Here is a 25,408-nt window from a genome sequence, read left to right on the forward strand (position 1 = left end):
GCGGGCGTAAGAGGCATCAGACGAGAACTTCAGAACGCATGACCTGCGATTCTGTCGGTTCCGGCGCGCAGGCGCGGCAAATAGCGCTGGGTCATTACCGCGCTCTTTACGCTATAATCCCGCCCTTTAGTTGTTTCCTGCGGTGCGGGGAGCACTTCATTTTTTCAGGCGCCCGCCGCCTGCCTGCATTCAAAAGAGGCACAACCTGTGGCATTGACGATTCTTGGCCTGTCCGGCGCCCTGAGCCATGACCCCTCAGCGGCCCTCTATATCGACGGCAAGCTGGTAGCAGCGGCCGAAGAAGAGCGCTTTGTCCGCGACAAGCATGCAAAGCACCGCATGCCTTACGAGTCCGCAAAATTCTGCCTTGAACAAGCGGGTATCAAGCCATCCGACGTTGACGTGGTCGCGATTCCTTTCGCCCCGATCAGCTTGTTCGGTGAGGCGCGCTGGCACTATGCCAAGCGTTACTGGTACGCCCCGGACCGTGCGCTCGACGCGATCCTGATGGGCAATCGTCGCTACAAACGCTACCGCAACAAAATTGTCTGGTGCCTTGAGCAACTGGGTTTCGACCCGAAAAAAATCAAGATCGAACCGGTTGAACACCACCTGGCGCACGCGTCCAGTGCTTACCACTGCTCCGGTTTCAAAGAGAAAACCGCGATTCTGGGCATCGACGGCAAGGGTGAATACGCCACCACCTTCTTCGGCTATGGCGAAAACGGCAAGATCACCAAGATCAAAGAATTCTACGACCCGGACTCCCTCGGCGGCCTGTATGGCGCGATCACCGAGTTCCTCGGGTTCGAGATGCTCGACGGCGAGTTCAAGGTCATGGGCATGGCGCCGTATGGCGATGCCAGCAAATATGATTTTTCGCGTCTGGCCTCGTTCGAAAACGGCGAGCTGGTGATCAACACCGAATACGCCAACGTGATCGGCCTGCGTCGTTACAAAGAGAAAGGCAAGGGGTTCTACTTCTCGCCAAAACTGATCGAGTGGCTGGGGCCAAAGCGTGAAGGCGACATCGCCGATGAACCTTACATCCACTACGCGGCCAGCATGCAGGCGCTGTTCGAAAAACTCTCACTGCAGATGATCGACTATTACCTGGGTGACATCCTCAAGGAAAGCGGCAAGCTGGCATTCGCTGGCGGTTGTGCGCTGAACGTGAAGCTGAACCAGAAGATCATTGCCCGTCCTGACGTCAAGGAGCTGTTTGTACAACCTGCCTCCGGCGACGCAGGCACGGCAGTGGGGGCGGCGGCCTATGTGTCTGAAGCGCGTGGCGTGCCGGTCGAGAAGATGGAGCACGTGTACCTTGGCCCCGCGTACAGCAACGAAGACGTGATTGCCGCGTGTGCCCGCCACCCGGGCAAACCGGCGTACCGCAAGATCAACAACACGCCTGAGAACATCGCCAAAATCATGGTGGATGGCAATCCGGTAGCCTGGTTCCAGGGCCGTATGGAGTTCGGTCCGCGTGCATTGGGCGGCCGTTCGATCATCGGTTGCCCGAGCAGCGAAGGCGTAGCTGACCGCATCAACGAGCAAATCAAGTTCCGTGAACGTTGGAGGCCTTTCTGCCCGTCGATGCTCGATACCGTGGCCCCGCAGATGATCAAGGTCGATCACCCGGCACCGTTCATGACCTTCACGTTTGAAGTGGCAGAAGAGTGGAAAACCCGCGTGCCGGAAGTTGTGCACGAAGACGGCACCTCGCGCGCGCAAGTGCTCAAGCGTGAATACAACCCGCGCTACTACGACATGATGAAAGCCCTTGAAGTACTGACCGGCAACGGCGTGTCGCTAAACACCTCGCTGAACCGCCGTGGCGAGCCGATGGTGTGCTCGCCCACTGACGCACTGAACATGTTCTTTGGCTCTGATCTGCAGTACTTGATCATGGAAGACATTCTGGTAGTCAAAGACGGCGCGGATGCTTATGACTCGCTCGACTGAGCGTCATGTGTTGCAGTTCTGCCACGGCTATGACGGGCCGTTTCTGGACTGTGCCCGTCAATACGCCAGCCTGTTCGCGGGCACCGGGTACAAGGTCACCACGGTCTTTCTGACCGGGGCGGCCGATCCCGAAGTGGCGGCGGGCTGCGAGTCGGACGAAGTGCTGTTCATGGAATTCAGCTCCAGCGCCATTCGTGGCCTGAAGCTGGGAGCCATTCGCGCGTTGCGCAAAATCGCCGCCTCGCGCTCGTTCAGTTTTTGCATCGCCCATCGCTTCAAGCCGATTTATATCGCTTTGTTGGCCACCGACTTGCCGGTGATCGGCGTGCATCACGCCTTTGGTGACTACCAGCGCCGCAGTCGCAAGCTGTTTGCGCACCTGTTCCGTAAGCGTCTGAGCCTGCTGGGCGTCTCGGATGCTGTGCGCGATGACATGCGCAAGTGCCTGCCCAAGTGGCCGACCGGGCGTATTCGTACGCTCTACAACCGTCTCGACATCCAGGCAGTTCAAGCCAGCCAGTTGCCACGTGCCGAAGCCCGTGCCGACCTGGGTTTGCCTGCTCAAGCCTTCATCGTGGGCAACGTCGGCCGTCTGCATCCGGACAAGGACCAGGCCACCCTGATTCAGGGTTTTGCCAAGGCATTGCCGCAACTGCCTGCTGGCAGTCAGTTGGTGATTATGGGCAAGGGCCGTCTGGAGCATGACCTCAAGGCGCAGGCCAACGAACTCGGGATCGCCGCTCAGGTGAATTTTCTCGGGCAAGTCCCCGACGCGCGACGCTTTTTCCGCGCATTCGACGTGTTTGCTCTGAGTTCGGACCACGAGCCCTTTGGCATGGTGCTGCTTGAGGCCATGGCGGCAGGTGTTCCCCTGCTGGCCACGGCGTGTGGCGGTGCCAAGGAAGTGGTCGAAGGCGTGGGGATTTTATTCCCGCTGGGCGACGCTGACCATTTGGCTCAAGGTTTACAGCATTTGGCGCAACTCGATGACGCTCAGCGTCAAGCATGTGCTGAACTGATGCTGGCGCGCCTGCACGAGCGTTTTTCCGATCAGGCTGTACGCGACACGTTCTGGCAGTTGCCGCAAGTCACCGACCTGACTGCGGAGTCCTGATGCTTAATCGATTTCAGGGCTGGCGCGAGCGCGGCTGGCGCGCAGTTGACGCTCACACCTATGCCGCTGCCTGGCAGCGTTTTGGTGGCAGCGTCGCGACCCACCCGCAGGTGGTAGAACGTCTGGCAGACCTGGCCGGCATCCCGGTGCGTTACTTGGCCTGGGAGCACAACGGCGAGTTGAAAGCTGCAATCCCCACCTGGGGGCGCGATCTGGCGTTATCCAAAGATGTGCTCAAGCGTCACGGCAAAAAAGGGCTGTTCGATCTGGGCAATGCCGAGTTGATCCTGCCTGCTGCCGAAGACGCGCAAGCGCCGTTGCGCCATCGTGGGCGTTACCTGTCGCAACTTAATGAGGGGCGTTTCAGCACCTTGCAGCCGCAAGCCGAACAATTGGCCATGGCGCGTACCCCGGAAGAACTCTCGAAAAAATTCCGCTACAACCAGCGCCGCGAACTGCGTTTGCTGGAGGAGGCGGGCGGCGTGATACGTCCGGTTTCGACGTTTTCCAGCGTCGAACTGGCGGCAATTTATTGCGATTTGTTTCTGCGCCGTTGGGGGTTTGTCGCCACGGGGGCCGAGCGCATGGCTGAAGTGATTGAGTTGCTGCGTGAGTTTTTGATCGGCTCGGTGATCTTCCTCAACGATGCCCCGATTGCAATCCAGCTGGTGTATCGGGTTGAATCGCCGCAATGGATCAGCGTCGAATACGTCAATGGCGGCGTCGACCCCGAAACCCGCGCGTTCAGTCCCGGCAGTGTGCTGAGTTTTCTCAATACGCAGTCGGCCTGGGAACAGGCCCGTAGCGTCGAAAAGCCTCTGCGATTCTCGTTCGGCCGCGCCGACCGCGAATACAAAGAGCGCTGGTGCAATCCGGTGCCTGTCTTCAAGGTGTGATTGGTGCAGGCGCGCTTCGCGATGCAACGTACACGGTGTTTAGACCGGGTTGATGCCATCGCGGGGTGAGCGCGCTCCTACAGGCAAACCGCTAGCAAACAAGAGCCCAGTGATGACTCGCAAACAACACCTCTTAAAGCGCCATCGACGCAACAAGCGCATCAGTTTGCTGGTCGGTCTGGTGATATTCATTGCCAGCGGTGTGCTGGTGGTCTGGTGGCTGCCGCTTGCGCTGGCTGTATTGGCCTGGGTTGCCCACGAAGCGTGGTTTGCCGACCACTTGTTTTACTCCCCCAAAGACGACTATCAATACCGCTTTGCAGCCGACAGTGAGTGCCCGGCGGTTCGCCTTGAAGGCAGTCACTTGCGCCTGGACGCCCCCATTGACCTTTGCGGCAACGAAACCTTGATCCTCGCGCTTAAGGTCAAAAGTGGTTGGTTGGGGCGTTTTATTGACCCGTTTGTAATGTTTTCCGACGACCGACAAACCTTCGAGCGGGGCGTTAATGGCCTGCGCTACGTGAATCTCACTGGCAATGCCGACGCATTGATCGCAGGTCAATTGAGTATTCGTGGTCGTTATTGCCGGATCATGGGCCAGCCTCAACTGTGGGTCATGCGCCAGCCTGACTACCGTGAGCAGCGGGTCATGGTGATTGCACCTCACGCCGACGATGCCGAGCTGGCAGCTTTTGGTTTGTACAGCCAGGCCAAAGAAGCATGGATCGTGACCCTGACGGCAGGTGAAATCGAGGCCGAGCACTATCAACAGATGGGCCTTGGGCGCGCCGAAGCGGCTCGGCTCAAGGGCCGTTTGCGGGCCTGGGACAGTTTGGCAGTGCCACGCTGGGCCGGGGTGCCAGAAGCGCATTGCGCGCAGCTCGGCTATTTCTGCCTGCAACTGCCTGCCATGCAGGCGGCTCCTGACCAGCCGGTACCTTCACGCGAGGCCGACCTGAACGATACTCGCCTGTTTCGCCAGTTGAATACCTTCCCACTGCCGGGCGATCTGGACGGTGCGCCGACCTGGAACAACTTGCTGGCGGACCTGCGCGCGTTAATTCTGCGGGCCCGCCCTGAAGTGCTGGTGTTGCCGCATCCCGCCATCGACCCGCACCCCGACCATATTTGCTCCCATGCAGCCGTGATCGAGGCGCTTGACGGGCTTGAGTGGCAGCCGCAAACGGTATTGGGTTATGCCAATCACTTGCATGACAATGACCGCTGGCCAATGGGTAACAGTGGTGATGGCATTGCGCTGCCGCCGGTGTTCGACACCACACTGACGTTGCGGCCCCACTGCCTGTTGCTGAGTTCAGCACAGCAGCGTGACAAGGCGATGGCCTTGGGCATGATGCATGACCTGCAACCTCGTGCTGCGCTCAAGCGCCGCGTTCGTCGGTCGATACAGAAGCTCTTGGCTGGCCGAAAGCCATCACCTTGGGGTGAAAACGAGTTTTTCCGAAAAGCGGTTCGCCGCCATGAGCTGTTTTGGCGGCTCAACTAATAAGAAACACCGTAAACAGGGGCATAGCGTTGTCCTCTATCTCGACCTTTACATTGAGTTCCCCGTGATAAAACCATCGCCGCGTATTGTGTTTGTCATTCCATACTTCGGCCAGTGGCCGTTCTGGATGCCCTTTTTTCTGGAAAGTTGCCGGCGCAACCCTGACATTGACTGGCTGCTGTTCAGCGATTGTGGTGTGCCTGACAACCTGCCGCCTAACGTAAACATCCAGAGCATCAGTTTTGGCGATTATTGCCGTACCGTGTCAGCGCGTCTGAATATCAACTTCGCGCCCAAAGCCGCTTACAAGTTATGCGACATCAAACCCGCGCTGGGTTACATCCATGAGGACAGCCTGCAGGGTTACGATTTTTGGGCGTTTGGCGACATTGATCTGGTGTACGGCAACTTGCGCAGTTATTTCACGGCTGAGCGTCTGTCGCGCTATGACCTGTTTTCGACCCATGAACGCCGCGTGGCGGGTCATCTGTGCCTGATGCGCAATACCCGTTGCAAGCGCGAGTTGTTCATGAAAATCGAAAACTGGCAGCAGCGTTTTACCGATGATCAACATCATGCACTGGATGAAGGCGCATTCAGCCGCATCTTCTTGTGGCGAAAGAATTTTCCGAAGCCTTTGTTTGATCTTGTAGGCAAGTTCAACCCATTGCGCCGTACCAGCGACTTCACCGAGGCGTTCAGTACGCCGGGTGGCTGCATCAAATGGCATGACGGCACAGAAAATTTCCCGGGCCAATGGTTCTGGAAGAACGGCCAATTAACGAATGATCGTGACGGCGACCACACCTTTCCGTACTTTCACTTCGTCTGCTGGAAGCGCAATGAATGGGCGGCCTTGCCCATACCTGATCCCGTCACTGTCCAGCGATTGGCCGCTGAGCCATCCTGGATTATTGATGCCACCGGATTTCACCGGGGAGAGCTATGAAACGTTCCAAGGTTCTGCAGTTGCAGCCTGATTACAACGTCAAATCCCACGACTTTGCCGACCTCGCCGAGCAGATCGTGCGTGCCCTGCCCAGTGAGCGTTATGAGATTACCGCTGCTTTTTTGCGCGGACGTCCCGGTCCGGGCGAGCCTGTGAGCAAAGCGGATCACTCCGTGTACTTCGAATTCAGCGACAAGGCGCTCAAAGGCATGCGCATTCGCGCGATGTGGGCGCTGTATAAGTTCTGCCGCAAAGAGCAATTCGACGTCGTGATCTGCAACCGTTTCAAGCCAGTCAACATGATGTTGCAGCTCAATCGCTGGTTGAAAATCCCATTGTGCGTGGGGATTTCTCACGGTTTCGGTGAATACGATCGCGTCTATCGCCGCAGCCAGGCCAAGCGCCTGATCGATAAGGCATGGCGTTTTGTTGGTGTATCGCCTGCGGTCAAGCAATACCTGCTGGACTGCAAGTGCGGCTTTACTGACCAAAATACCTACGCGATTACCAATGCCATCGACATTGAACAGGCCGAAGCCTTGCAATTGCCACGTGTTCAGGCACGCGAAAAACTTGGGCTGGATCAAAATGCCCGCATGGTGGGGGCTTTAGGGCGACTGGTGCCTATCAAGGGGCATCGCTTCCTGTTACAGGCTTTTGCCGCGTTGAAAGACAAATACCCGAATGCGCAATTGGCGATCATTGGCGCCGGGCGAGAAGAGTCGCGCTTGCGTGAGCAAATTCAGCAGTTGGGCCTCAATGGTCGAGCGCATCTGCTGGGTTTTCAGGAAAACGCCTTGCAGTACGTGCGCGCTTTCGACATCTGGACCATGCCTTCACTGGCTGAAGGCCTGGGGCTGGCGTTGCTGGAGGGCATGAGCGGCCACTTGCCTGTGATTGCTACCGATGTGCCAGCAATGTTGCCGCTGATTCAGGGTGCTGGCGGGCTGGCCGTCAAACCCAGTGATGTCGCCACCCTGACCGCAGCGCTCGATCAATACCTGTCGCTGCCGGACGAAGCCCTGCGCGCCAAGGGCGAACAGGCTTACCGTTATTTGCAGGAGCACCATGACATCGAGGTGTTCCGCCAAGCGTATTTGGATTTGATCGACTCAGGCTTGAGTCAAGCTCGCAAGGAACGCTCATGACACACGCTCAACCCTTGGTGACGGTGATCATCGCCTCATACAACCACGGCCCTTATATCGAACAGAGCATTCAAAGCGTTCTGGATCAGACGTATCCGAACATCGAATTGCTGGTGGTCGATGACGGCTCTACCGACGATAGCGTGGAACGTATACAGCGTTTGCAGGCGGCCCATGGTTTTGATTTTCGCGTGCAACAGAACCAGGGCCTGACCAACACCCTTAATGGCGCCATTGCGCGAGCCAAGGGTTCATTGATCGTACCGTTCGGCTCCGACGACATCATGAAGCCGGACCGCATTGCGGTTCAGGTTGAGTACATGGACGGCAAGCCCGAGGTGGGCATTTGCGCGGGTAACATCGAACTGATCGACGCCCAGGGCAATTTGTATCCCGAGAAGCGCCAGCGTCGTGATGTTCCGTTTCGACGGCTGGACTTTGACGACATGTTCCTGGAACGCAAGCCATACCCGCCTGCCACCACTCTGATGATACGCCGCGAAGCGCTGGACAAAGTGGGGGGCTTTGACCCGAGCATCCGTCTGGAAGATTTGTACATCGAGCTGAAAATCACACACGCCGGGTACTTCATCGACGGCCTGAACGTGGTGATGGCGCAATACCGCAAACACGCGACCAACTCGTACAAAAACCACCGTTTCATGATCGATAGCATTCTGCGCATCTACGCCTTGTTCAGCGATCACCCGCTCTACGACGAAGTGCGGTACAAGTTTCTCAACTCCATGTTCCTGAAAACAGCTAACCGTGACCGGGCGCTGGCCCGCGAGCTGCTCAAGCAGATCCCGTTCAAACACTGGACCGGCAAAACTTGGCGCGGCCTGGGTCGTTTGTATTTTTCGCCGTTGGAAAAAAGCTGAGCGAATAGGGGACGTTATGGGATGGCTGGAGCGTTATCGGGAAAAGCGTGTCAAGCGCGCTATTCGAAAGCTGCCTAAAATTGAGCGGGGTGTAGCGCGTTTCAAGCAGCATTACCCTGATTACACAATGGGCTATGGCAGTTATGGGCTGCCGCAGGTGCACGACTGGAAGGAAGGTTCAACCTTATGCATTGGGGCTTTTTGCTCGATTGCCGAGGGGGTCAACATTTTTTTGGGCGGGCATCATCGTGCTGATTGGGTCACAACGTTCCCGTTTCCGGCCATGCTCAGTTCTGCGCAACATATTGCTGATTACAACGGAACCCGTGGCGATGTCGTGATTGGCAGTGACGTGTGGTTATGCTCTAACAGCACCCTATTGTCGGGTGTCACTATTGGACATGGCGCTATCGTAGCCGCCGGTGCACTGGTGACGCGTAACGTAGAGCCCTACGCGGTAGTCGGTGGTAATCCTGCGCGATTTCTGCGCTGGCGCTTCCCGGAGGAGCAGCGTCTGGCGCTGCTGAAAAGTGCTTGGTGGGAGTGGCCTTTGTCTGAGATCGAACAGGTGGTCGGTACGTTATGCTGTGACGATATTGACGGTTTTCTGGTCTATGCGAGACAACGCAGCGTTTAATCTGCGTTGTTGGTTTCAAAGGCCGGTTTTATGAGGGTATCGGCTGACAGATTTTCTGCGCAGCCACGACAGGAATCGCTTGCCTGCGTTGATGCCTGGCTTCTCGATCAGTAAAAACGTCACGCTGCTTACAACGATCAACAGGCAACTGCTTATGGCCGTGAGTATCAGGAAAACCCAAGGTTCCTTGGTATCGAACGGCATTGCCAAGGGCAGACGTTGCATCAGTAGCCAGATTATGAAGCCATGCAGCAGGTAGGTGCTGTAGCTGATTTCTCCCATCCAGCGAATACTTCGCAGTTTGAGTGCCCCAAAAAGGGTGTTGCCCGAGGCCACAATCGTAAAAAATACCGTCAATAACATCAGTGGAAAAATGGCGAAGCTTTTACGAAAGAGTAGTAGCTCAATAGCCAGCGCCAATAATGCAATCAAGCCTGCTTTCGGGGTCTGTCCCCAAGCGATCAGCGCTGGGTTACGTACCCAGTAGGAAGCGGCTACACCGCCCAGGAAGCTCATCAGGATGTGCTTCTTCAGCGAGTGTTCCCAGCCAATCACTTGATAAAGGGCATAGATGCCGATCAGGCACACTACCACCTGTAACCAGTGCTTTCTGTATAAGAACACTGCTCCAAACAGGGGTAATGCCATATAAAAGAACACTTCATAGTTGAGTGTCCAAGTGACATTGGAGATCAACATTCCCGTTTGAGGGTACTGGTTTATATCCGGACGATCGAAAATGAGCCATGCCAAGATTTGACGCAGCACTTCCCCCGGTGAGTCTTTGAGCTCCCAATCCTGAATGTAGAGAACGCTAAAGACCACAACAGCCAATAATGGCAGGTAAAGAGGATAAAGCCGGAATACTCTTGAAACCGCGAAAGCCAGCCAGTCGTGCTGGCGACCATGCTTGAGCAGGCGTCCCCAAAACAAAAAACCGGTGATCATAAAGAACAGAGCCACGCTGGCCAAGCCAATCTGCGTGTAAAAGTTACTGGGGGGAACATTGATTTCGCCCGTGTGCAAATAGACCCAGGTTATAGCGACGTGATGGACAAACACCCCGAACGCCAGATAACCGCGAAGCCCATCCACACCGGAAAAACGATTTTCACCAACATGTTCAAAATTTTCCCGGACTCGCGGGAAATAACGGAGCAACAACGCTGAAGTCGTAATAGCCAGCGCGTAAGCAATCACCGCCCATAACGGGTTGTTGCTCCCCAGGCTCAACTGACGTTGCTCCCACTTTGGCCCAGTTGTTCAATCTGCTGCTTCAAACGTCTCACGGCAATATCCGGCGCAAGGCTGGCGTAACCGTCGAGCAAGGCTTGCAGCTGCTCTTCGAACAGCCAGCGGCGGTCTTCAGGGTAACGTTGCATGTGGCGCAGGTTGCGTTGGCGTAATGCAAGCCTTAGTGGCGACGGGTAAAGGTGCAGATCGGCAATGTCGATCAGGCCAAACTCACCGTCGTCCATTAGCAAGACGTTGCCCAAATGCAGCGAGCGGAAGTAAACGCCTTGTTCATGAAGTCGTGCCAGAAACTTGCCGAAACGTTCTACCAACGCCTCCCGCATCGCGCCCGACCCCATTGACTGCATCACTTGACGCAGCGTTTGCCCCGGCAATGGCTGATACAGCACACCGCTGCTGCCATCGGCAAACTGATACAGATCGAGGATGGTCGGGGTGGTAATGCCCAGTGCTTGCAAGCGTTCGCTGTTGACCGCAAAGCGCTGCGAATAAGGATTGAAACTGCCAGAGGTATAGCAGCGTCGCTCGCGAAAGAGTTTGAGGAAACTGCCGTTTTCCAGTCGAAGCACTTTTGGCCCCAGACCGTCCTCTTCAATGACGTTGGCATTGACCTGAAGGGCGTTGAAATCAGCCTTGTTCACGCATTTGACGGGGCGATCGAGGATGGCCTTGAGCCGCTGGCCGACACTCAATGCCGCGATCAACGCCAGGGGAATCCATAGCAAATACCAGTGTTCTTTAGGGCGTGGCAGGATCCCGCCGCCCTCGGTCAGGGCAGCGCCAATGCCGTAAACCAGCCATGCGGAAGCCATGATGAACAATGGATTTGCCCGATGGCGCCAGCTGTTATACAGGCCCCATAGCTGCATAAACGCCCAAGGGATCAGGCCAACGATGCCCACGTAGTAGAGAACGCCCAAGGCAAAGTTATGCGGCTCGCTGAGAAAGTACCCGGAATTTTCAAGCTCCAGAGCCAGTGGCGCTTCATAACCATGGCCAAAGAATGGCTTTTGCCCGATCAGCTCAAGTGCCATGCCCCATAATTCAAAACGGAACGAGCTGCCTCGGCTGAAAATCATCTCGGAGAACAGCGCAAAAACCACAGCAGCGCCAGCGATGAGCATGCCCATCAACGCCAGGGAGCGACGATTCCAGCAAATGAAACTGAGCCAGATCATGCTCAATACCACCGCGACCAGCGGTGTTCTGGAACCCGTGGCAAGCAGGGCTGCAAACATGATCAGAAAGGCTGGGGCCGCTGCCATGACGGTGGTCAGGCGCTTGCTCGTCATCCCCAGCGTGAGCCAATACATGCAAAAGAACCCGAATGCATGGGAACTGAGGAGCGGGTTGTCGAAGGCGCCTGTTCCGATCATGCGCACGTCGGGCGAGTAGCTGCCGACAAATACATACAAGTTGTAAACCGTGATCCCGAGGGCAACGACAGCGGCGCCGAAGAAAACGGGTTGCAGGCTTTCGCTGCGGTATTTGACCAGCAGGGAGCAGCCCAAAAACAGCATCAAGATATGCAATGGTGGTTTTAACAGACCGAGGGGGCGGTCGCCAGTCGGGCTCCAGATCAGGGTGATCATTGCCCAGGCGATAAACGTCAACAGGCCCAGGATCAACGGTTCCTGAAGCAATGTCTTTATCTCCCGCGGTCGCAATAGTAGAGCGATCAGCGTTGGGATGCTGAACAAACCGTAATACAGTTTGTGGTGGATGCTGCGGTCGGGTACAAAATACAAATCAGATAGAAGCAAAAAAAGCCCGACAGGCAACAGCCACAGGCAAATGAAATCGAACATCCGATGTTTTGAGTAGCTCAAGTAACTGAATTGCATGCTGAAAGGTTCATTCCAGGTTTTGGATGGCCATAGTAACGTAATGGCCATTTAATGTCGTTTTAGGCGTCCTGTGAGACCTTGTCCCAACCGGCTGGCAGTACACCAGAGAAGCTGTGATAAAGTCAGCAACCTTTTTTCACAACTGTCGCGTGATATGACCGAATCCAGCCCCAGCTCAAGCGAATCGAGCTTGAAGATCTATCTGCGCCTCCTCAGTTATGTCCGGCCTTATATCGGTCTGTTTCTGCTGAGTATCATCGGCTTCCTCATTTTTGCGTCCACCCAGCCGATGCTGGGCTACATCCTCAAATACTTTGTTGACGGCTTGTCCAACCCTGATGCGGTGTTGTTCCCGTCGGTTCCTTACTTGCGTGATTTGCGCCTGCTGCAGGCGGTTCCGCTGCTGATCGTGCTGATTGCGGCGTGGCAAGGTTTCGGCTCGTTCCTGGGTAACTACTTCCTGGCCAAAGTCTCCTTGGGCCTGGTCCATGACCTGCGGGTTCAGTTGTTCAACAACTTGCTGGTATTGCCCAACCGTTATTTCGACAAGCACAACTCGGGGCACCTGATCTCCCGCATCACCTTCAACGTGACCATGGTCACCGGTGCGGCCACGGATGCGATCAAAGTGGTCATCCGTGAAGGCATGACCGTGGTGTTCCTGTTTGCGTCGCTGCTGTGGATGAACTGGCGTCTGACGCTGGTAATGATCGCCATCCTGCCGCTGATCGCAGTGATGGTCAGCACAGCCAGCAAAAAATTCCGCAAACAAAGCAAGAAGATTCAAGTAGCAATGGGCGACGTGACGCACGTGGCGTCCGAAACCATTCAGGGTTACCGGGTGGTGCGCAGCTTCGGCGGTGAGAAGTACGAGCAACAACGTTTCCTCAAAGCCAGTCAGAGCAACACTGACAAGCAACTGCGCATGACCCGCACCGGGGCCATCTACACGCCGATGCTGCAATTGGTGATCTACGTGGCCATGGGCATCCTGATGTTTCTGGTGCTGTACATGCGCGGCGACGCTTCGGCGGGCGACATGATTGCCTACATCACCCTGGCGGGCCTGTTGCCCAAGCCGATTCGCCAACTGTCCGAAGTCAGCTCCACCATCCAGAAAGGTGTGGCCGGTGCTGAAAGCATCTTTGAGCAACTGGACGAAAAACCGGAAGTGGACACCGGTACGGTAGAGCGTGACCACGTCAACGGTCGCCTCGAAGTCCGTCACTTGAACTTCACCTACCCGGACACGGATCGTCAGGTGCTCAAGGACGTGACGTTCACGGCCGAGCCGGGCCAAATGGTAGCGTTGGTCGGGCGTTCGGGCAGCGGCAAGTCGACGCTGGCCAACCTGATTCCGCGTTTCTATCATCACAACTCGGGTGACATCCTGCTCGACGGCATTGATATCGAGCAGTACCGCTTGCTGAACCTGCGCCGCCATATTGCGCAGGTGACTCAGCATGTAACCCTGTTCAGTGACACGGTCGCCAACAACATTGCTTATGGCGACCTGGCGGGGGCGCCGCGGGCCGATATCGAAAAAGCCGCGCGCGATGCTTACGCGATGGACTTTATCGAGCAACTGCCCCAAGGCCTTGATACTCAGGTCGGTGAAAATGGCGTGTTGCTCTCCGGTGGTCAGCGCCAGCGCCTGGCAATTGCGCGGGCCTTGTTGAAAAACGCCCCGCTGCTGATTCTGGATGAAGCGACCTCGGCCCTGGACACAGAGTCCGAGCGTCATATTCAGGCCGCACTGGATCACGTCATGGAAGGGCGCACGACATTAGTGATCGCGCACCGTCTTTCGACCATCGAGAAGGCTGACCTGATTCTGGTCATGGATCAGGGCCAGATCGTTGAACGTGGCACCCATGCCGAGCTGCTGGCGCAAAACGGTTACTACGCGCGCCTGCACTCCATGGGGCTGGATGCGCCCCTGACCTCGGGCGACATCGCCTGATCATGCGCGGGAGAAGGGCATGCCCCTCTCCCGCGTTTGCCCGTGTGTACGTCAATACGGGTGGTGTAAGTCACGTCTGATTCTCATTCCCCGCGATAAATACCGTGAACTGACCAGCGTTCACCCTGTGTTAATATCGCGCCCCTGTTCATTTTGTATGTGGGTTCTCCATGAAGTTGTCCATGCCGCGATTCGATCAAGCCCCTGTCTTGGTGGTAGGCGATGTCATGCTCGACCGTTATTGGCATGGCGGAACCTCACGGATTTCCCCTGAAGCGCCAGTACCGGTAGTCAAGGTCGAGCAAATCGAAGACCGTCCGGGCGGCGCTGCCAACGTTGCGCTCAACATTGCTGCACTGGGTGCGCCGGCATCACTGGTCGGCGTGACTGGCGATGATGAAGCCGCCGACAGTCTGGCCAATAGCCTTGAAGGTGCGGGCGTGCGCGCACTGTTCCAGCGTATTGCTCATCAGCCGACCATCGTCAAGCTGCGGGTCATGAGCCGTCACCAGCAATTGCTGCGCATCGATTTTGAAGAACCCTTCGCCACGGATGCGCTGGCATTGGGCGCTGAGGTCGACAAACTGCTTGAAGGCATTAAGGTGCTGGTGCTGTCGGATTACGGCAAAGGTGCGCTGAAAAACCATCAAGTGCTGATCCAGGCCGCACGCGCCAAAGGCATTCCGGTGCTGGCTGACCCCAAGGGCAAGGACTTCTCGGTGTACCGTGGCGCCAGCCTGATCACACCTAACCTCAGCGAATTCGAAACCATTGTGGGCGGCTGCACCGATGAGGCCGATCTGGTCGCCAAGGGCGCCAGCCTGATGGCCGATCTCGACCTGGGTGCGCTGCTGGTAACCCGTGGCGAGCACGGCATGACCCTGTTGCGTCCGGGCTTCCCGGCCATGCACTTGCCAGCCCGTGCCCGTGAGGTGTTTGACGTGACCGGTGCTGGCGATACCGTCATTTCTACCCTGGCGGCCGCCATTGCGGCAGGTGAAGAGCTGCCCCACGCCGTTGCGCTGGCCAATCTGGCCGCCGGCATTGTGGTTGGCAAGCTCGGTACGGCGGCCATCAGCGCGCCGGAACTGCGCCGCGCTATCCAGCGCGAAGAAGGCTCAGAGCGGGGTGTATTGAGCCTGGAGCAACTGCTGCTGGCTATCGACGATGCACGTGCCCATAACGAGAAAATCGTGTTCACCAACGGCTGCTTCGACATCCTGCACGCGGGTCATGTCACCTATCTGGAACAGGCCCGTGCCCAAGGTGATCGTTTGATCGTCGCGGTCAACGATGATGCGTCGGTGAGCCGCCTGAAAGGCCCTGGCCGTCCGATCAACAGCGTTGACCGGCGCATGGCGGTACTGGCCGGGCTGGGCGCGGTGGACTGGGTGATCAGCTTCCCTGAAGGCACTCCAGAAAACCTGCTGGCTCAGGTCAAGCCCGACGTGCTGGTCAAAGGTGGCGACTACGGCATTGACCAGGTGGTCGGCGCTGACATCGTGTCGGCCTATGGCGGCACGGTGAAAGTGCTGGGGCTGGTTGAGAACAGCTCGACCACGGCCATCGTCGAGAAAATCCGCGGCCAGTGATGCAAGCGATCTCACCAAGGCTCTCTCCCTTCAGGAGAGGGTCAGGGTGAGGGGCTTTTGCGCTTCACTACTTTTCTGAACATCTGCCGCGCTTTTCCGGTCAGGCGTTTAAGCCTCGACGCTTTGTCCGGTTCGCTCAAGCCCTGCTGTTTGAGCCAGTCCTTCCAGCGAATCCGCTCTTCGCGCACGACCCAGCCTTCCTGACGCGCAAAACTCTCTGCCAGATGCAGCCCACGGGTACTTGCCGCGTGCAATTTGTCTTTGCTCAGGGTGTACAGCTCGGCGCATGGCTGGCCATCAGTCAACGGGATCAGGTACAAATCAGGCCGTTTGCGATCAAGGCGCGCCACCAGTTGATCCCCTTCCAGCCGTTCATCGACATGAAACAGGCTCAAGGATTTGGCTTCTTTGGGCACTTCCAGCCGCAAGTCATAGACCAGTTGCAGCGAAGCCGTCGGTAAATGCACGTACGCCCGTGGACGTTCCAGTAAGGGCTGGCTGCCACATCGCACGGGACGCGCCGCGCCCGAGTTGGGCGTCAGGCGAAAGGGCAGGGCTTCGCGGTAATGCAGCGCGCTGATGTAGGGGGCGGGCAACCATGTCTCGTTGAAGCGCCCGCCCAGCCAGCCTTCGGGCGTTTCCAGCAAGCATTCTTCGGCCACTTCCTGAATGGCAGTGTGCAGTGGCAGATTCACCTCGTGCGCCGGGACGTAGCCAGAGATCAGTTTGAGCACCACATCGCCACGATCCTGACGACGCTGGCGCACCAGTACCCAGTAATCGCGACCTTGCCACTGCAATGTCAGGCGTACAGACACACCCAGATTCGCCAGCTCCAACCCGAAGCGTTGAGGGTCGGCCACCTCGACTGGGCGGCGCTTTTGCAGGATTTGTGCAAAGTTGAGCGGCATGCCGACGCTTTGATAACTCAAGCCTTCGGCCGTGGCCTCAACGAAGAGCGGCAGGGTTTTGAAGTCGCTGGGATTTTTGCGGATAAGCGAACGCGGCATGTCGGCTCCTTCTTGCGTCGGGGTCGGCCGCGTCGGCGGCATCAGGGTGTGCGCAACACCTGCGCAACCGTTGCCACGTTGTGGGCCAGGTGCAAGGGATTGATCGTGCCGACAATAGCACTGGCAACCCCATCATGGCCAAACACCAGTTCGAAACTGGCCCGCACCGGATCAACCCCCGGGCTCAAGCAAACGTGGCCACTGGCGAGGGCTTTTTTGACCAGAATCGCTTTGCCATGCGCTGCCGCGTAATCAATCACTGGCTTTTCGGCCTGCTCATTCAGGTTGTACGTGACCATGGCGCAATCACCGGTTTGCAGCGCTTTCAGTCCGCCTTCAACGGTTTTGCCTGATAGGCCAAAACCCCGAATCTTGCCCTCACGCTTGAGTTCGGCCAGTGTTTCATAGACCTCGCCGTTGTTAAGAATGGCCAGATCATTGCCATCGGAATGCACCAGCACCAGATCAATGAAATCGGTCTCTAAACGCTGGAGGCTGCTTTCCACGGACTGACGGGTGTGGGCAGCGCTGAAATCATGGTTTGACTGACCGTTGACGAATTCTTCCCCGACCTTGCTGACGATCACCCACGCCTGGCGTTGCCCCCGCAACAGCGGTCCCAGCCGTTCTTCACTGCGGCCATAAGCGGGTGCAGTGTCGATCAGGTTGATACCCAGGTCGCGGGCGAGTTTCAGGAGCATGCGCGCTTCGTCATCATCCGGGATCTGAAAACCGCTGGGGTATTTCACCCCTTGATCACGGCCCAGTTTGACGGTACCCAGTCCCAGCGGGGACACCATCAGGCCGGTACTGCCCAGCGGGCGGTGCAGGTCGTGCAAGGTCGGTTGACTCATGGCAGCAGTTGCTCCCATGGGGTCTGGCCCAGAGGAGGGCGCGGCAGCTCTGGCAGGGCAGGAGCGTTACCCGGCTTGATGCCGTCCTGCGCCAGGGCTTGCAATACCCGGTCCGAGAAGTCCGGGGCCAAAGCCAGTTTGGTCGGCCAGCCCACCAGCAAACGGCCCTGATCGGCCAGAAATGCGTTGTCCGGGCGCACCAGGCCTGATTGCGCGGGCTCGGCACGATTGACCCGCAGCGTGGCCCATTGCGCCTGGCTCAGGTCGACCCACGGCAGCAGGTTGCCCAGCTCTTTTTGCGCCACGGCGATTTGCGCGGCCGGCTCACGGGCCACACCTTCCGCCTCGGCAATATCACCACCCAAGTACCACACCCATTCGCCATTGGCGGCTGGGTGTGTGGTCACGGTAATACGCGGCTTGGGGCCGCCGCCCAGGCAGTGCGCGTACAGCGGCTTGAGGCTTGGGCCTTTGACCAGCACCATGTGCAGCGGGCGCAACTGTTGCGCCGGAACACGGATACCCGTACTGGCCAGCAACTCGGCGTTCCCGGCCCCTGCGCTGAAGACGATACGTTGCGCGTGGATGTTGCGCCCGTCGACCTGCAAGCCCACCAGCTCGTTGTTCTCAAACCACGGCTCGATGGATTGTCCGGCCAGCAAGCCATCACCTGCGAGGGTGGCCAGGCGTTCGATCAGGCTGGGCACGTCGACCACCAGTTCGGCCAGGCGGTACACCTTGCCCTTAAAGCGTGGGTCTTGCAGGGCAGGGGGCAATTGGTCGCCCTTGACCTGATCGACACGCCCGCGCACAGCCTTGCTGGCAAAGAAGCTGGTGAGATTGCCCGCCAGGGTGCCCGGCGACCAGAGATAATGGGCTTGGGAAAGGATGCGAACGCCGGTTAAATCCAGCTCGCCGTCACCGGCCAGCGCTTCACGCCAGCGACGCGGCATGTCGGCAATGGCTTCGGAGGCGCCGGTCAGTGCGCCGTGCAGCGCGTACTTGGCGCCGCCATGAATGATGCCTTGAGACTTCACACTTTGGCCGCCGCCCAGGCTCTCGCGCTCGACTACGATCGTCGAAAACCCCTGTTTGCGCAGGCGGGCATTGAGCCAGAGGCCGGCGACACCAGCGCCGACAATCAGCACGTCGGTGGAAATTACAGATGGCATGGGCGACCTCAGCGTTCAAAGACAAGGCCGGGAGTATACATCGTGATCGCGCCTCTATCTTGAGCAGGGCGACAACGCATCGACCAGCGTTAATGCCCCGCTGTTTTGGAAAATAACTGAATCACCACCACGCCCAGCACAATCAGGCCCATGCCGAGCATGGCCGGTACATCGAGCTTTTGGCCGTAGATAAACAGCGCGGCGATGCTCACCATCACGATCCCCATGCCTGCCCACACGGCGTAGGCAACGCCCACCGGAATCGTGCGCACCACCAGCGTCAGCATCCAGAACGCTGTGGCGTAGCCGGCAATGACAAGGATAAGGGGCAGGGGCGTGCTGAAGCCTTTGATCGCTTTCATCGATACGGTGGCAATCACTTCAGCGCAAATGGCGATGGCCAAGTAGTAGTAAGCGTTCATATTGGAATCCTGAAGGTGGGGCGCAGCAATTTAACAGCACGGCATTCTAGTGGTTGTAAAAGTGTGTAGTGGTTTTTTGTTGCCCCTTGCGAGAGCCATGTTCGGTGCCATCATCGTAGGTGTCGTTTTCAAGTAAACTCCGCGCCCATGAATAGAACTCTCTACACCTTGCTGTTTCATCTGGGGCTGCCGCTGGTGGCGATTCGTTTGTGGCTGCGGGCCCGCAAGGCGCCTGCGTATGCACAACGTATCGGTGAACGGTTCGCCCTGAACCTGCCCGCGCTGCAGCCCGGCGGGATTTGGGTGCATGCCGTGTCCGTAGGGGAAAGCATTGCTGCCGCGCCGATGATTCGGGCGCTACTCAAACGTTATCCACAGATGCCGATCACTGTGACCTGCATGACGCCGACGGGTTCAGAGCGGATTCAGGCACTGTTCGCCGATGAGCCGCGCATTCAGCACTGCTACCTGCCGTATGACTTGCCTTGGGCGGCGGCGCGCTTTGTGTCGCGGGTGCAGCCAAAACTGGCCGTGATCATAGAAACCGAGCTGTGGCCCAACCATATTCACCAGTGCGCCAAGCGTGGCATTCCGGTGGCGCTGGCCAATGCGCGGTTATCGGCGCGTTCGGCCAAAGGCTATGCACGTTTCGCCAGGCTCACTCGGCCCATGCTTGAAGAGATGAGTTTGATCGCGGTGCAGACGCAAGCCGAAGCCGAGCGTTTTCGTCAGTTGGGCGCGCGGCCTGACTGCGTGCAAGTGACCGGCTCAATCAAGTTCGACCTGACCATCGACCCGCAGTTGTTGATCAGGGCACGTGAGTTGCGTACGCAGTGGCACGCCATGGAACGTCCGATTTGGATCGCCGCCAGCACCCATGAAGGGGAAGACGAAATTATCCTCGCGGCCCATCGGCAATTGCTTGGGCATTACCCCGATGCGTTGCTGATTCTGGTCCCGCGTCACCCCGAGCGTTTCAACCGCGTTTTTGAGCTTTGCCAGCGCGAAGGTTTCAACACGGTGCGACGTTCTACGGCCGACCCGGTTGGCCCGCAGACGCAGGTGTTGTTGGGCGACACCATGGGCGAGTTGCTGTTTTTGTACGCGCTGGCAGACAGCGCATTCGTTGGCGGCAGTCTGGTGCCCAACGGCGGGCATAACCTGCTGGAGCCTGCTGCGCTGGGGAAACCGGTACTCAGCGGGCCGCACTTGTTCAACTTTCTGGAAATAGCAACGTTGCTGCGTGATGCAGGTGCGTTGGAGGAAGTGGACGATGCCCAAGGATTGGCCGTGGTCGTTCAACGGTTGTTCGAACTGCCTCAGGATGCGCAGCACCGGGCGCAGGCCGGCCTGAACGTGATGCTCGCCAATCAAGGCGCCTTGCAGCGTTTACTGGACGGATTGGCGCGTTTGCTGACCCGCTAATCCGTCCAGGCCGTCCAGGGGTAATTGCTTTTAGTCTGCCAAGGGCAAGAACCAGCGCTCTGCCAGTGCTTTACCGATTTGGCCACGGTGAATTGTCACAACCGCTTGCTCATTTTGTGCCGTGTTGAGTTGTGAGAAGTAGCTCATCGTGCGTTGTTCTCGGGTTTTCAGGTGAGCCACGGTGTACACCTCTTTGGGGGTGTCAGCGCGTTCATAGTGAAAATGGGCATACCACAAAGGCGTTTTTCCCGGTTCGCTGATGGCGTATTCCTGGATGTAATCCTTGCGCTCGCCGGATAACGGAACGCGCTGCCCCATGCGGGATATCTGCACACGTCTCTGGTCCAGCAAGAATTGCAGGTTGCCGTGGGTCGGCGGCAGCTCAAGGCAGAGTTGAAGACGCAGCGCCTTGCCTTCCTGATCGAGCTGTTGGGCAGCCGTATGCATGTCGTTGACCAGTATTTGGTCGGCGGGCAGGCGCGCGGCTTCGGGTTGCTCCAGCCACGCGGCGTGTAGTTCGTCCGCCAATCTGTCGAACTTCGTTGCTTCGTGGCTGAGGATTTCCTCTATTTCCTGCGGGTGTCGTGTCTGGCGTTTGTATTGCTTCACCTTGCGTTGGATTTGCTCAAACATGCCGAACAGTTTTCGGGCTTGGCCTTTGATGACTTCCAGGCTGCGCTTGGGCGTGGGCGCAATGTGACGTGGCGATTTTATTTCGACCCATTCGTCTCCATGTTGCGTATAGGTCGACAACAATTTGTTGTCGTACTCTGCACGTATTTCAACCACCTCAATGGGCCACTCCCCGCCCGCAGGGCGCACGCTACCAATCAAACTCCCTTTGCCGCGGGCATTGATCACTTTGCGTTGTGTCCTGCTGGTGGCGGAAGGCTGGCGTCTACGGATTTTCTTGCGGGGTTTTGGCGGCGGTTTGATTTCTGCGGCCAGTTGCTCGGTGGCTTCCTGATACAGCTCCGTAATCAGTTGGCGCAGTTTGCTGAAATATTCGATATCCAGCTCGTCGCTGTGGATCAGCCCGATACCTTGAACAGCATCCAGCGCCTGGCCGTAGTGCTCCACCAGGCTGTCCAGTACCTCGAGGCGTTTTCCAGGTTCAAGTTCTAGCGTGTTGAGCTGATTATGGGTATGGACATATTCCCTGACGGGGTCGATGGCATTTTCCAGGCTTTCTTCAATCTTGAAGCTGACCAAGGGTTTAGCACTGGCGAGTTTCAGGCAACTGAGCTGGAAGTTTTTGAGTGTCAGGCTGGTGAGTTCATGTTCGGACAGGTTGGCCGTTAAGCGATTTGCGGCCTCGGAGCCTGCATTGCTCAGGTTGTTCAGTTGGTCGAGGATACTGGTTCTTTGAGCGAGGCGTTCGATAGCGCGTTCATTGATTGCAATCTGCTCCTTTGCGAACTGCAAAATCCCTGCCGGGTCGGCTTCTGCGGCCGCTGTGGCTGCCTGTGGGGACAGAGGTGTTGCGAACTGGGGCCACTTTCTGGCGGCAATTCGTTGCTCGGTCGCTATGCTCGACAAGCCCGTGGCGCGATTATCGAACGCCTTTTCCAGCAACCCGATGACAACCGCCTCGCTCAACGGAATTTTCAGCTCGATACGCTCGTTGATACTGCCGATGAGTTCTTGATAGGCCATCATTTCTTGCGACAGTGCCATTTCAAACCGTGCACGAAACTGTTCAAGCTGCTCAAAAGTAAAACGCGGGTCATTGCTCGCGCGGACATAGAACTGCTGGGTTTTAAGGACATTGTCGTAAAGCGTTCTCTCTTGCCCGTAAATGGTTTGCAAAGTGGTATTCAGCGCTTCGATTCGTGCCTGCTTTTGGTGCTGATACGCGGCGATACGCCTGGGCGGCATGCCGCCGTTCAGGCGCAGACGCAAGTCCAGTGCCCACGTGCCATTCGCATCAGCGCGAATGCCGGGCCCACGTGTGTTGCTGTCTGAAGGCGCAACGATGGTGGCCCTGCCATCAGCTTCCAGTTCAACCTCGTACAACGCTTGATCGATCTCGGCGTGCCATTTCTGCTGGATGCGGTACAAGCCTTTACTCGCGCCATAGGTTTGGGGGGATGGCAGCGTCGCCGGGCGCGTGACTTCAAAGGTGGCCAGCCGTGCGCGTTGGCTGCGTGTCAGGCGGTTGCTTGCGTTGGCAAAACTGAAGTCCAGGAGCGTGCTTTGAGGGTCGGGGTATTCACCTGGTAATCGCACGGGCCCAGAACGTACGGGGATGATCTCAGGCTCTGGCCACTCGGGTACTTGAGGGCTCATGAGGAGCGGGTGCAGGCTTTCAGCCCTGAGGGCGTCGATTTGTGCCGGGCGTCCGGGTTTGCTCCCGGGAGCCATATGCAAGAGCAGCATGCCCAGATTGATGAGCACGTCGACCATCGCCAGTTCCCGTTCTGTGGGGGAATCGCTGGCGAGTGCAGGGATGTCTTGCGTCGCTGAATGCGCCAGGCTCAATAGCCATCCGGTCAACATAAAGGTGCGGGGTAAGCCGGGTAGAACTAACAGGCTGTCAAAAATCAGGCCACCGCCTTGCAGCAAAACACGCCAGCGGCTTTCGCTGTTCGAGACCGAGTCAGCGTCTGCCTGATCCACCAGTGCTTTGGCGTTACTGCCATAGAGGTAGAGCATCACTTGGCCATTATGCAGGTAATGCAGTAACTCGTTGCTGGTGCCGTTGGTGGCAAGCGAGGCAGGTGCGGGCACTTCGATTGGTGCGAACTCATCGCCTATACCGAATCGTACGTAATGGGGCTCTTTGAAGCCGCCGTTGTCGTAGATCGGACGGGCGCTGTCACTCAGCCAGGTCAGCACACTGTTTTGCAGCTCTCCGGGTTCCGCCAGCGCGCTGAGCAATGCGTCACGGGTCGCGAATTCGATCAGGGATTGCGCATAAAACGGTCGATAAAGCAGGTGAGGACCCACTGCAATATTGACGGGTTCGATGATGAACATGTTGCTGACGATATCCGGCGTGGCCTCATGTTCGCGGATCAAGGCCAACTGGCGGATGACAACCGTTTGCCCATCGATGATCCGGTCGGCGGGAAGGGTTTTCACCAATGCGGCGACATAACGGGCGCCAAGCGACGTGACGCCGCTTTCTTTTTTCAGGCTCAATTCCAGCGCGTGCAGAGGCAACTGAACCCGCAGGTATTGAGCGTACAGACGCTCGCGCTCCTGGGCGTCGGGTGTGTCACTTAACAGCAGGCTTTCAAGGCGTTTGGGGTAGGCCTCACCGATGTTAGCCTGCTCGATCAGGCCGCTGCGTCGGGTGATGTAGGCCGGTGTCAGCCAGGCTGGCAGCTCAAGCCCGCGGCGATGACGCAGTGTTAATCGGCCCGTGGGGCGGCCTTGCAAGTTCTTCAGGGCCAGATCGGTCAGGCTCATGGTGACCGGCTCTTCGATGCCCACGGCGCCCGGTAACCCCACCACGCTATGAAATGTCAGCTCAATGTCATCAGGGGCTAATTGCGCATCAAATGTTTGACCCTGGCTTTCTGGCTCGTACTGCAGTTTGTCTCTGAACAGCAGCTGTTTGAGAGCGTCGACGGTATACGTGCGGACATCGCTGATGCCGCTCAAGAACGTTCTGCCTTGATGGCTTTTTTTCGTAGATGCCAGCGCCAGGCTGAAGTGGCGATAAAGCGCCTGATCCGAGAAAGACGCTGTTTTCAGCCAATCCGGCAGGTGTTGTTGGAGTGAGAGGAGCAGCTTGGGGTCAACCGGCTGGAACTTGAGATACCCCGTCGAAACGTTGGTCATGTCTTTATAAACTTCCTCTAACTGAGCCCAGCCGATGCTGGCAGGCAGTTTGAGACGGTTCAGGTTTTCCAGTTGACGATTCAGGAGGGTGGCACTGCGGATTTCGAAGACGTCACCTTCCAGTTCAAAGCGTTCGAACTCGATAGGTTGGGTAGGTTTTGGCAGGCCCAAGATACGGCCAGCCTTTTTAATAAACGCGTCCAGGCTACTGAATAAAGTCAGGGGGCCTGTTGCAAACCAGGCGATCAATTGACCCGGACCTTCGATGAGCATGATGGTACTGAGCCGCGACGTGCGAGCGGGTTGGGTCAACGTGGCCTTGACCAAGTAGACACGGGCCGCTTTTTCACCATATTGGGCAACCCTGTCCTGTCGTACGGGGCAGTCCAGCAGTTGCTTGATCAGTGCGCGATGATTGTCGTTCAAGTTGTCTTGTTGGGCCGCACTCAAACTCAACATGTCTTTGAGCAGAAGACTGAACCATTGCCAGCGACTGCTCCCGGTATTGCCCCGCGCTGACCAGAAGTCGCTTAACGCGTTTTGTAAGCCGATGGGCACACGCCAGCTCAATTCTTCGATCAGGGTTTTGACGATGTGCATGTCCAGTACGCCGTTGGCAGGCGCGAGCCATTTATAGGGTTCGTCACAGAGGTAGTAGGGCTGATTGTTGCGGGGCGTAACATCCAGCTCGCTACCACTCCCCAGGTAATCCATCACCTTGGGCATCAAGAGGTGAAAGTCCCACCCCGTGGTCGTGCGCGGTATCGCTAGGTGAGTGTTTTGCAGGTCGAAGACGAGGGTCGGGTATTTTTCTTTGAGGGCGGCTTCCAGCATTGTGCGCACCACCGTCTGCAGATCAGGCGGGTTGGCGAACTGAGCGTTGATGGCGCTTGCGACAGGGGTGAGGGGGTCTGTTGTCGAGGCGAGGGCAGAGGATGTTGACATGAGCGTACCTGTGTTGAGTTCCAGAGGTCACACGACCG

18 protein-coding genes are annotated in these 25,408 nt (G+C 57.4%); 11 read left to right on the plus strand and 7 right to left on the minus strand.

The window, feature by feature from the left end:
- The first annotated feature begins 207 nt into the window (after window positions 1–207).
- The 8 genes from HBN68_RS08795 (at window position 208) to HBN68_RS08830 (ending at window position 9,097) form a co-directional block, all read left to right on the plus strand.
- Window positions 208–1,965, plus strand: a complete 1,758-nt coding sequence (locus HBN68_RS08795) for a carbamoyltransferase (protein ID WP_094991913.1) — start codon at window positions 208–210, stop codon at window positions 1,963–1,965.
- Window positions 1,949–3,079, plus strand: a complete 1,131-nt coding sequence (locus HBN68_RS08800; RefSeq protein ID WP_094991914.1) for a glycosyltransferase — start codon at window positions 1,949–1,951, stop codon at window positions 3,077–3,079. Before HBN68_RS08795 ends, HBN68_RS08800 begins: the two co-directional genes overlap by 17 nt.
- On the plus strand, window positions 3,079–3,975 hold the full coding sequence (locus HBN68_RS08805; protein ID WP_169963679.1) for an antimicrobial resistance protein Mig-14: 897 nt from the start codon (window positions 3,079–3,081) through the stop codon (window positions 3,973–3,975). Before HBN68_RS08800 ends, HBN68_RS08805 begins: the two co-directional genes overlap by 1 nt.
- Before the next feature lie 112 nt (window positions 3,976–4,087).
- Entirely contained in the window at window positions 4,088–5,482 is a 1,395-nt protein-coding gene (locus HBN68_RS08810; RefSeq protein ID WP_169963681.1) for a PIG-L family deacetylase, read from the plus strand.
- A gap of 64 nt (window positions 5,483–5,546) precedes the next feature.
- Window positions 5,547–6,431: a DUF6625 family protein gene (locus HBN68_RS08815; RefSeq protein ID WP_169963683.1), complete on the plus strand. Its 885-nt coding sequence runs from the start codon at window positions 5,547–5,549 to the stop codon at window positions 6,429–6,431.
- Window positions 6,428–7,579, plus strand: coding sequence for a glycosyltransferase family 4 protein (locus tag HBN68_RS08820; protein ID WP_094991917.1), 1,152 nt, complete (start codon window positions 6,428–6,430; stop codon window positions 7,577–7,579). Before HBN68_RS08815 ends, HBN68_RS08820 begins: the two co-directional genes overlap by 4 nt.
- Entirely contained in the window at window positions 7,576–8,460 is an 885-nt protein-coding gene (locus tag HBN68_RS08825) for a glycosyltransferase (protein ID WP_169963685.1), read from the plus strand. Before HBN68_RS08820 ends, HBN68_RS08825 begins: the two co-directional genes overlap by 4 nt.
- 16 nt (window positions 8,461–8,476) lie before the next feature.
- The gene (locus tag HBN68_RS08830; RefSeq protein WP_169963687.1) at window positions 8,477–9,097 is read left to right on the plus strand and encodes a CatB-related O-acetyltransferase; all 621 of its coding nucleotides are present in this window, start codon (window positions 8,477–8,479) and stop codon (window positions 9,095–9,097) included.
- A 15-nt stretch (window positions 9,098–9,112) separates the two neighbouring features.
- On the opposite strand, the gene HBN68_RS08835 is transcribed toward HBN68_RS08830, so the two are convergent.
- On the minus strand, window positions 9,113–10,324 hold the full coding sequence (locus HBN68_RS08835) for an acyltransferase (RefSeq protein ID WP_169963880.1): 1,212 nt from the start codon (window positions 10,322–10,324) through the stop codon (window positions 9,113–9,115).
- A gap of 2 nt (window positions 10,325–10,326) precedes the next feature.
- On the minus strand, window positions 10,327–12,195 hold the full coding sequence (locus HBN68_RS08840; protein WP_169963882.1) for an O-antigen ligase family protein: 1,869 nt from the start codon (window positions 12,193–12,195) through the stop codon (window positions 10,327–10,329).
- Between the two features lie 157 nt (window positions 12,196–12,352).
- On the opposite strand from HBN68_RS08840, the gene msbA reads away from it, so the two are divergent.
- On the plus strand, window positions 12,353–14,161 hold the full coding sequence (gene msbA, locus HBN68_RS08845; protein ID WP_169963689.1) for a lipid A export permease/ATP-binding protein MsbA: 1,809 nt from the start codon (window positions 12,353–12,355) through the stop codon (window positions 14,159–14,161).
- A gap of 170 nt (window positions 14,162–14,331) precedes the next feature.
- Entirely contained in the window at window positions 14,332–15,753 is a 1,422-nt protein-coding gene (hldE, locus tag HBN68_RS08850) for a bifunctional D-glycero-beta-D-manno-heptose-7-phosphate kinase/D-glycero-beta-D-manno-heptose 1-phosphate adenylyltransferase HldE (RefSeq protein WP_169963691.1), read from the plus strand.
- 41 nt (window positions 15,754–15,794) lie between these two features.
- On the opposite strand, the gene HBN68_RS08855 is transcribed toward hldE, so the two are convergent.
- From HBN68_RS08855 to HBN68_RS08870, 4 genes are all read right to left on the minus strand, one after another.
- Entirely contained in the window at window positions 15,795–16,763 is a 969-nt protein-coding gene (locus HBN68_RS08855) for a metal ABC transporter ATPase (RefSeq protein ID WP_094991923.1), read from the minus strand.
- A 41-nt stretch (window positions 16,764–16,804) separates the two neighbouring features.
- Window positions 16,805–17,617: an aldo/keto reductase gene (locus HBN68_RS08860; RefSeq protein ID WP_169963693.1), complete on the minus strand. Its 813-nt coding sequence runs from the start codon at window positions 17,615–17,617 to the stop codon at window positions 16,805–16,807.
- On the minus strand, window positions 17,614–18,789 hold the full coding sequence (locus tag HBN68_RS08865; RefSeq protein ID WP_094991925.1) for an FAD-dependent oxidoreductase: 1,176 nt from the start codon (window positions 18,787–18,789) through the stop codon (window positions 17,614–17,616). Before HBN68_RS08865 ends, HBN68_RS08860 begins: the two co-directional genes overlap by 4 nt.
- Window positions 18,790–18,878: 89 nt before the next feature.
- The gene (locus HBN68_RS08870; RefSeq protein ID WP_094991926.1) at window positions 18,879–19,211 is read right to left on the minus strand and encodes an SMR family transporter; all 333 of its coding nucleotides are present in this window, start codon (window positions 19,209–19,211) and stop codon (window positions 18,879–18,881) included.
- A gap of 147 nt (window positions 19,212–19,358) precedes the next feature.
- Here HBN68_RS08870 and waaA point away from each other — a divergent pair, with 147 nt between their 5' ends.
- Complete coding sequence (gene waaA / locus HBN68_RS08875; protein WP_169963695.1) at window positions 19,359–20,636, plus strand: lipid IV(A) 3-deoxy-D-manno-octulosonic acid transferase; 1,278 nt, start codon at window positions 19,359–19,361, stop codon at window positions 20,634–20,636.
- A gap of 30 nt (window positions 20,637–20,666) precedes the next feature.
- Here the strand turns inward: waaA and HBN68_RS08880 are convergent, their stop codons facing one another.
- Window positions 20,667–25,370, minus strand: coding sequence for a DUF6543 domain-containing protein (locus tag HBN68_RS08880; RefSeq protein WP_169963697.1), 4,704 nt, complete (start codon window positions 25,368–25,370; stop codon window positions 20,667–20,669).
- Window positions 25,371–25,408 lie beyond the last annotated feature (38 nt).

The sequence above is a fragment of the Pseudomonas sp. WS 5078 genome (assembly GCF_012985745.1).
Lineage (GTDB): Bacteria > Pseudomonadota > Gammaproteobacteria > Pseudomonadales > Pseudomonadaceae > Aquipseudomonas > Aquipseudomonas lundensis_A.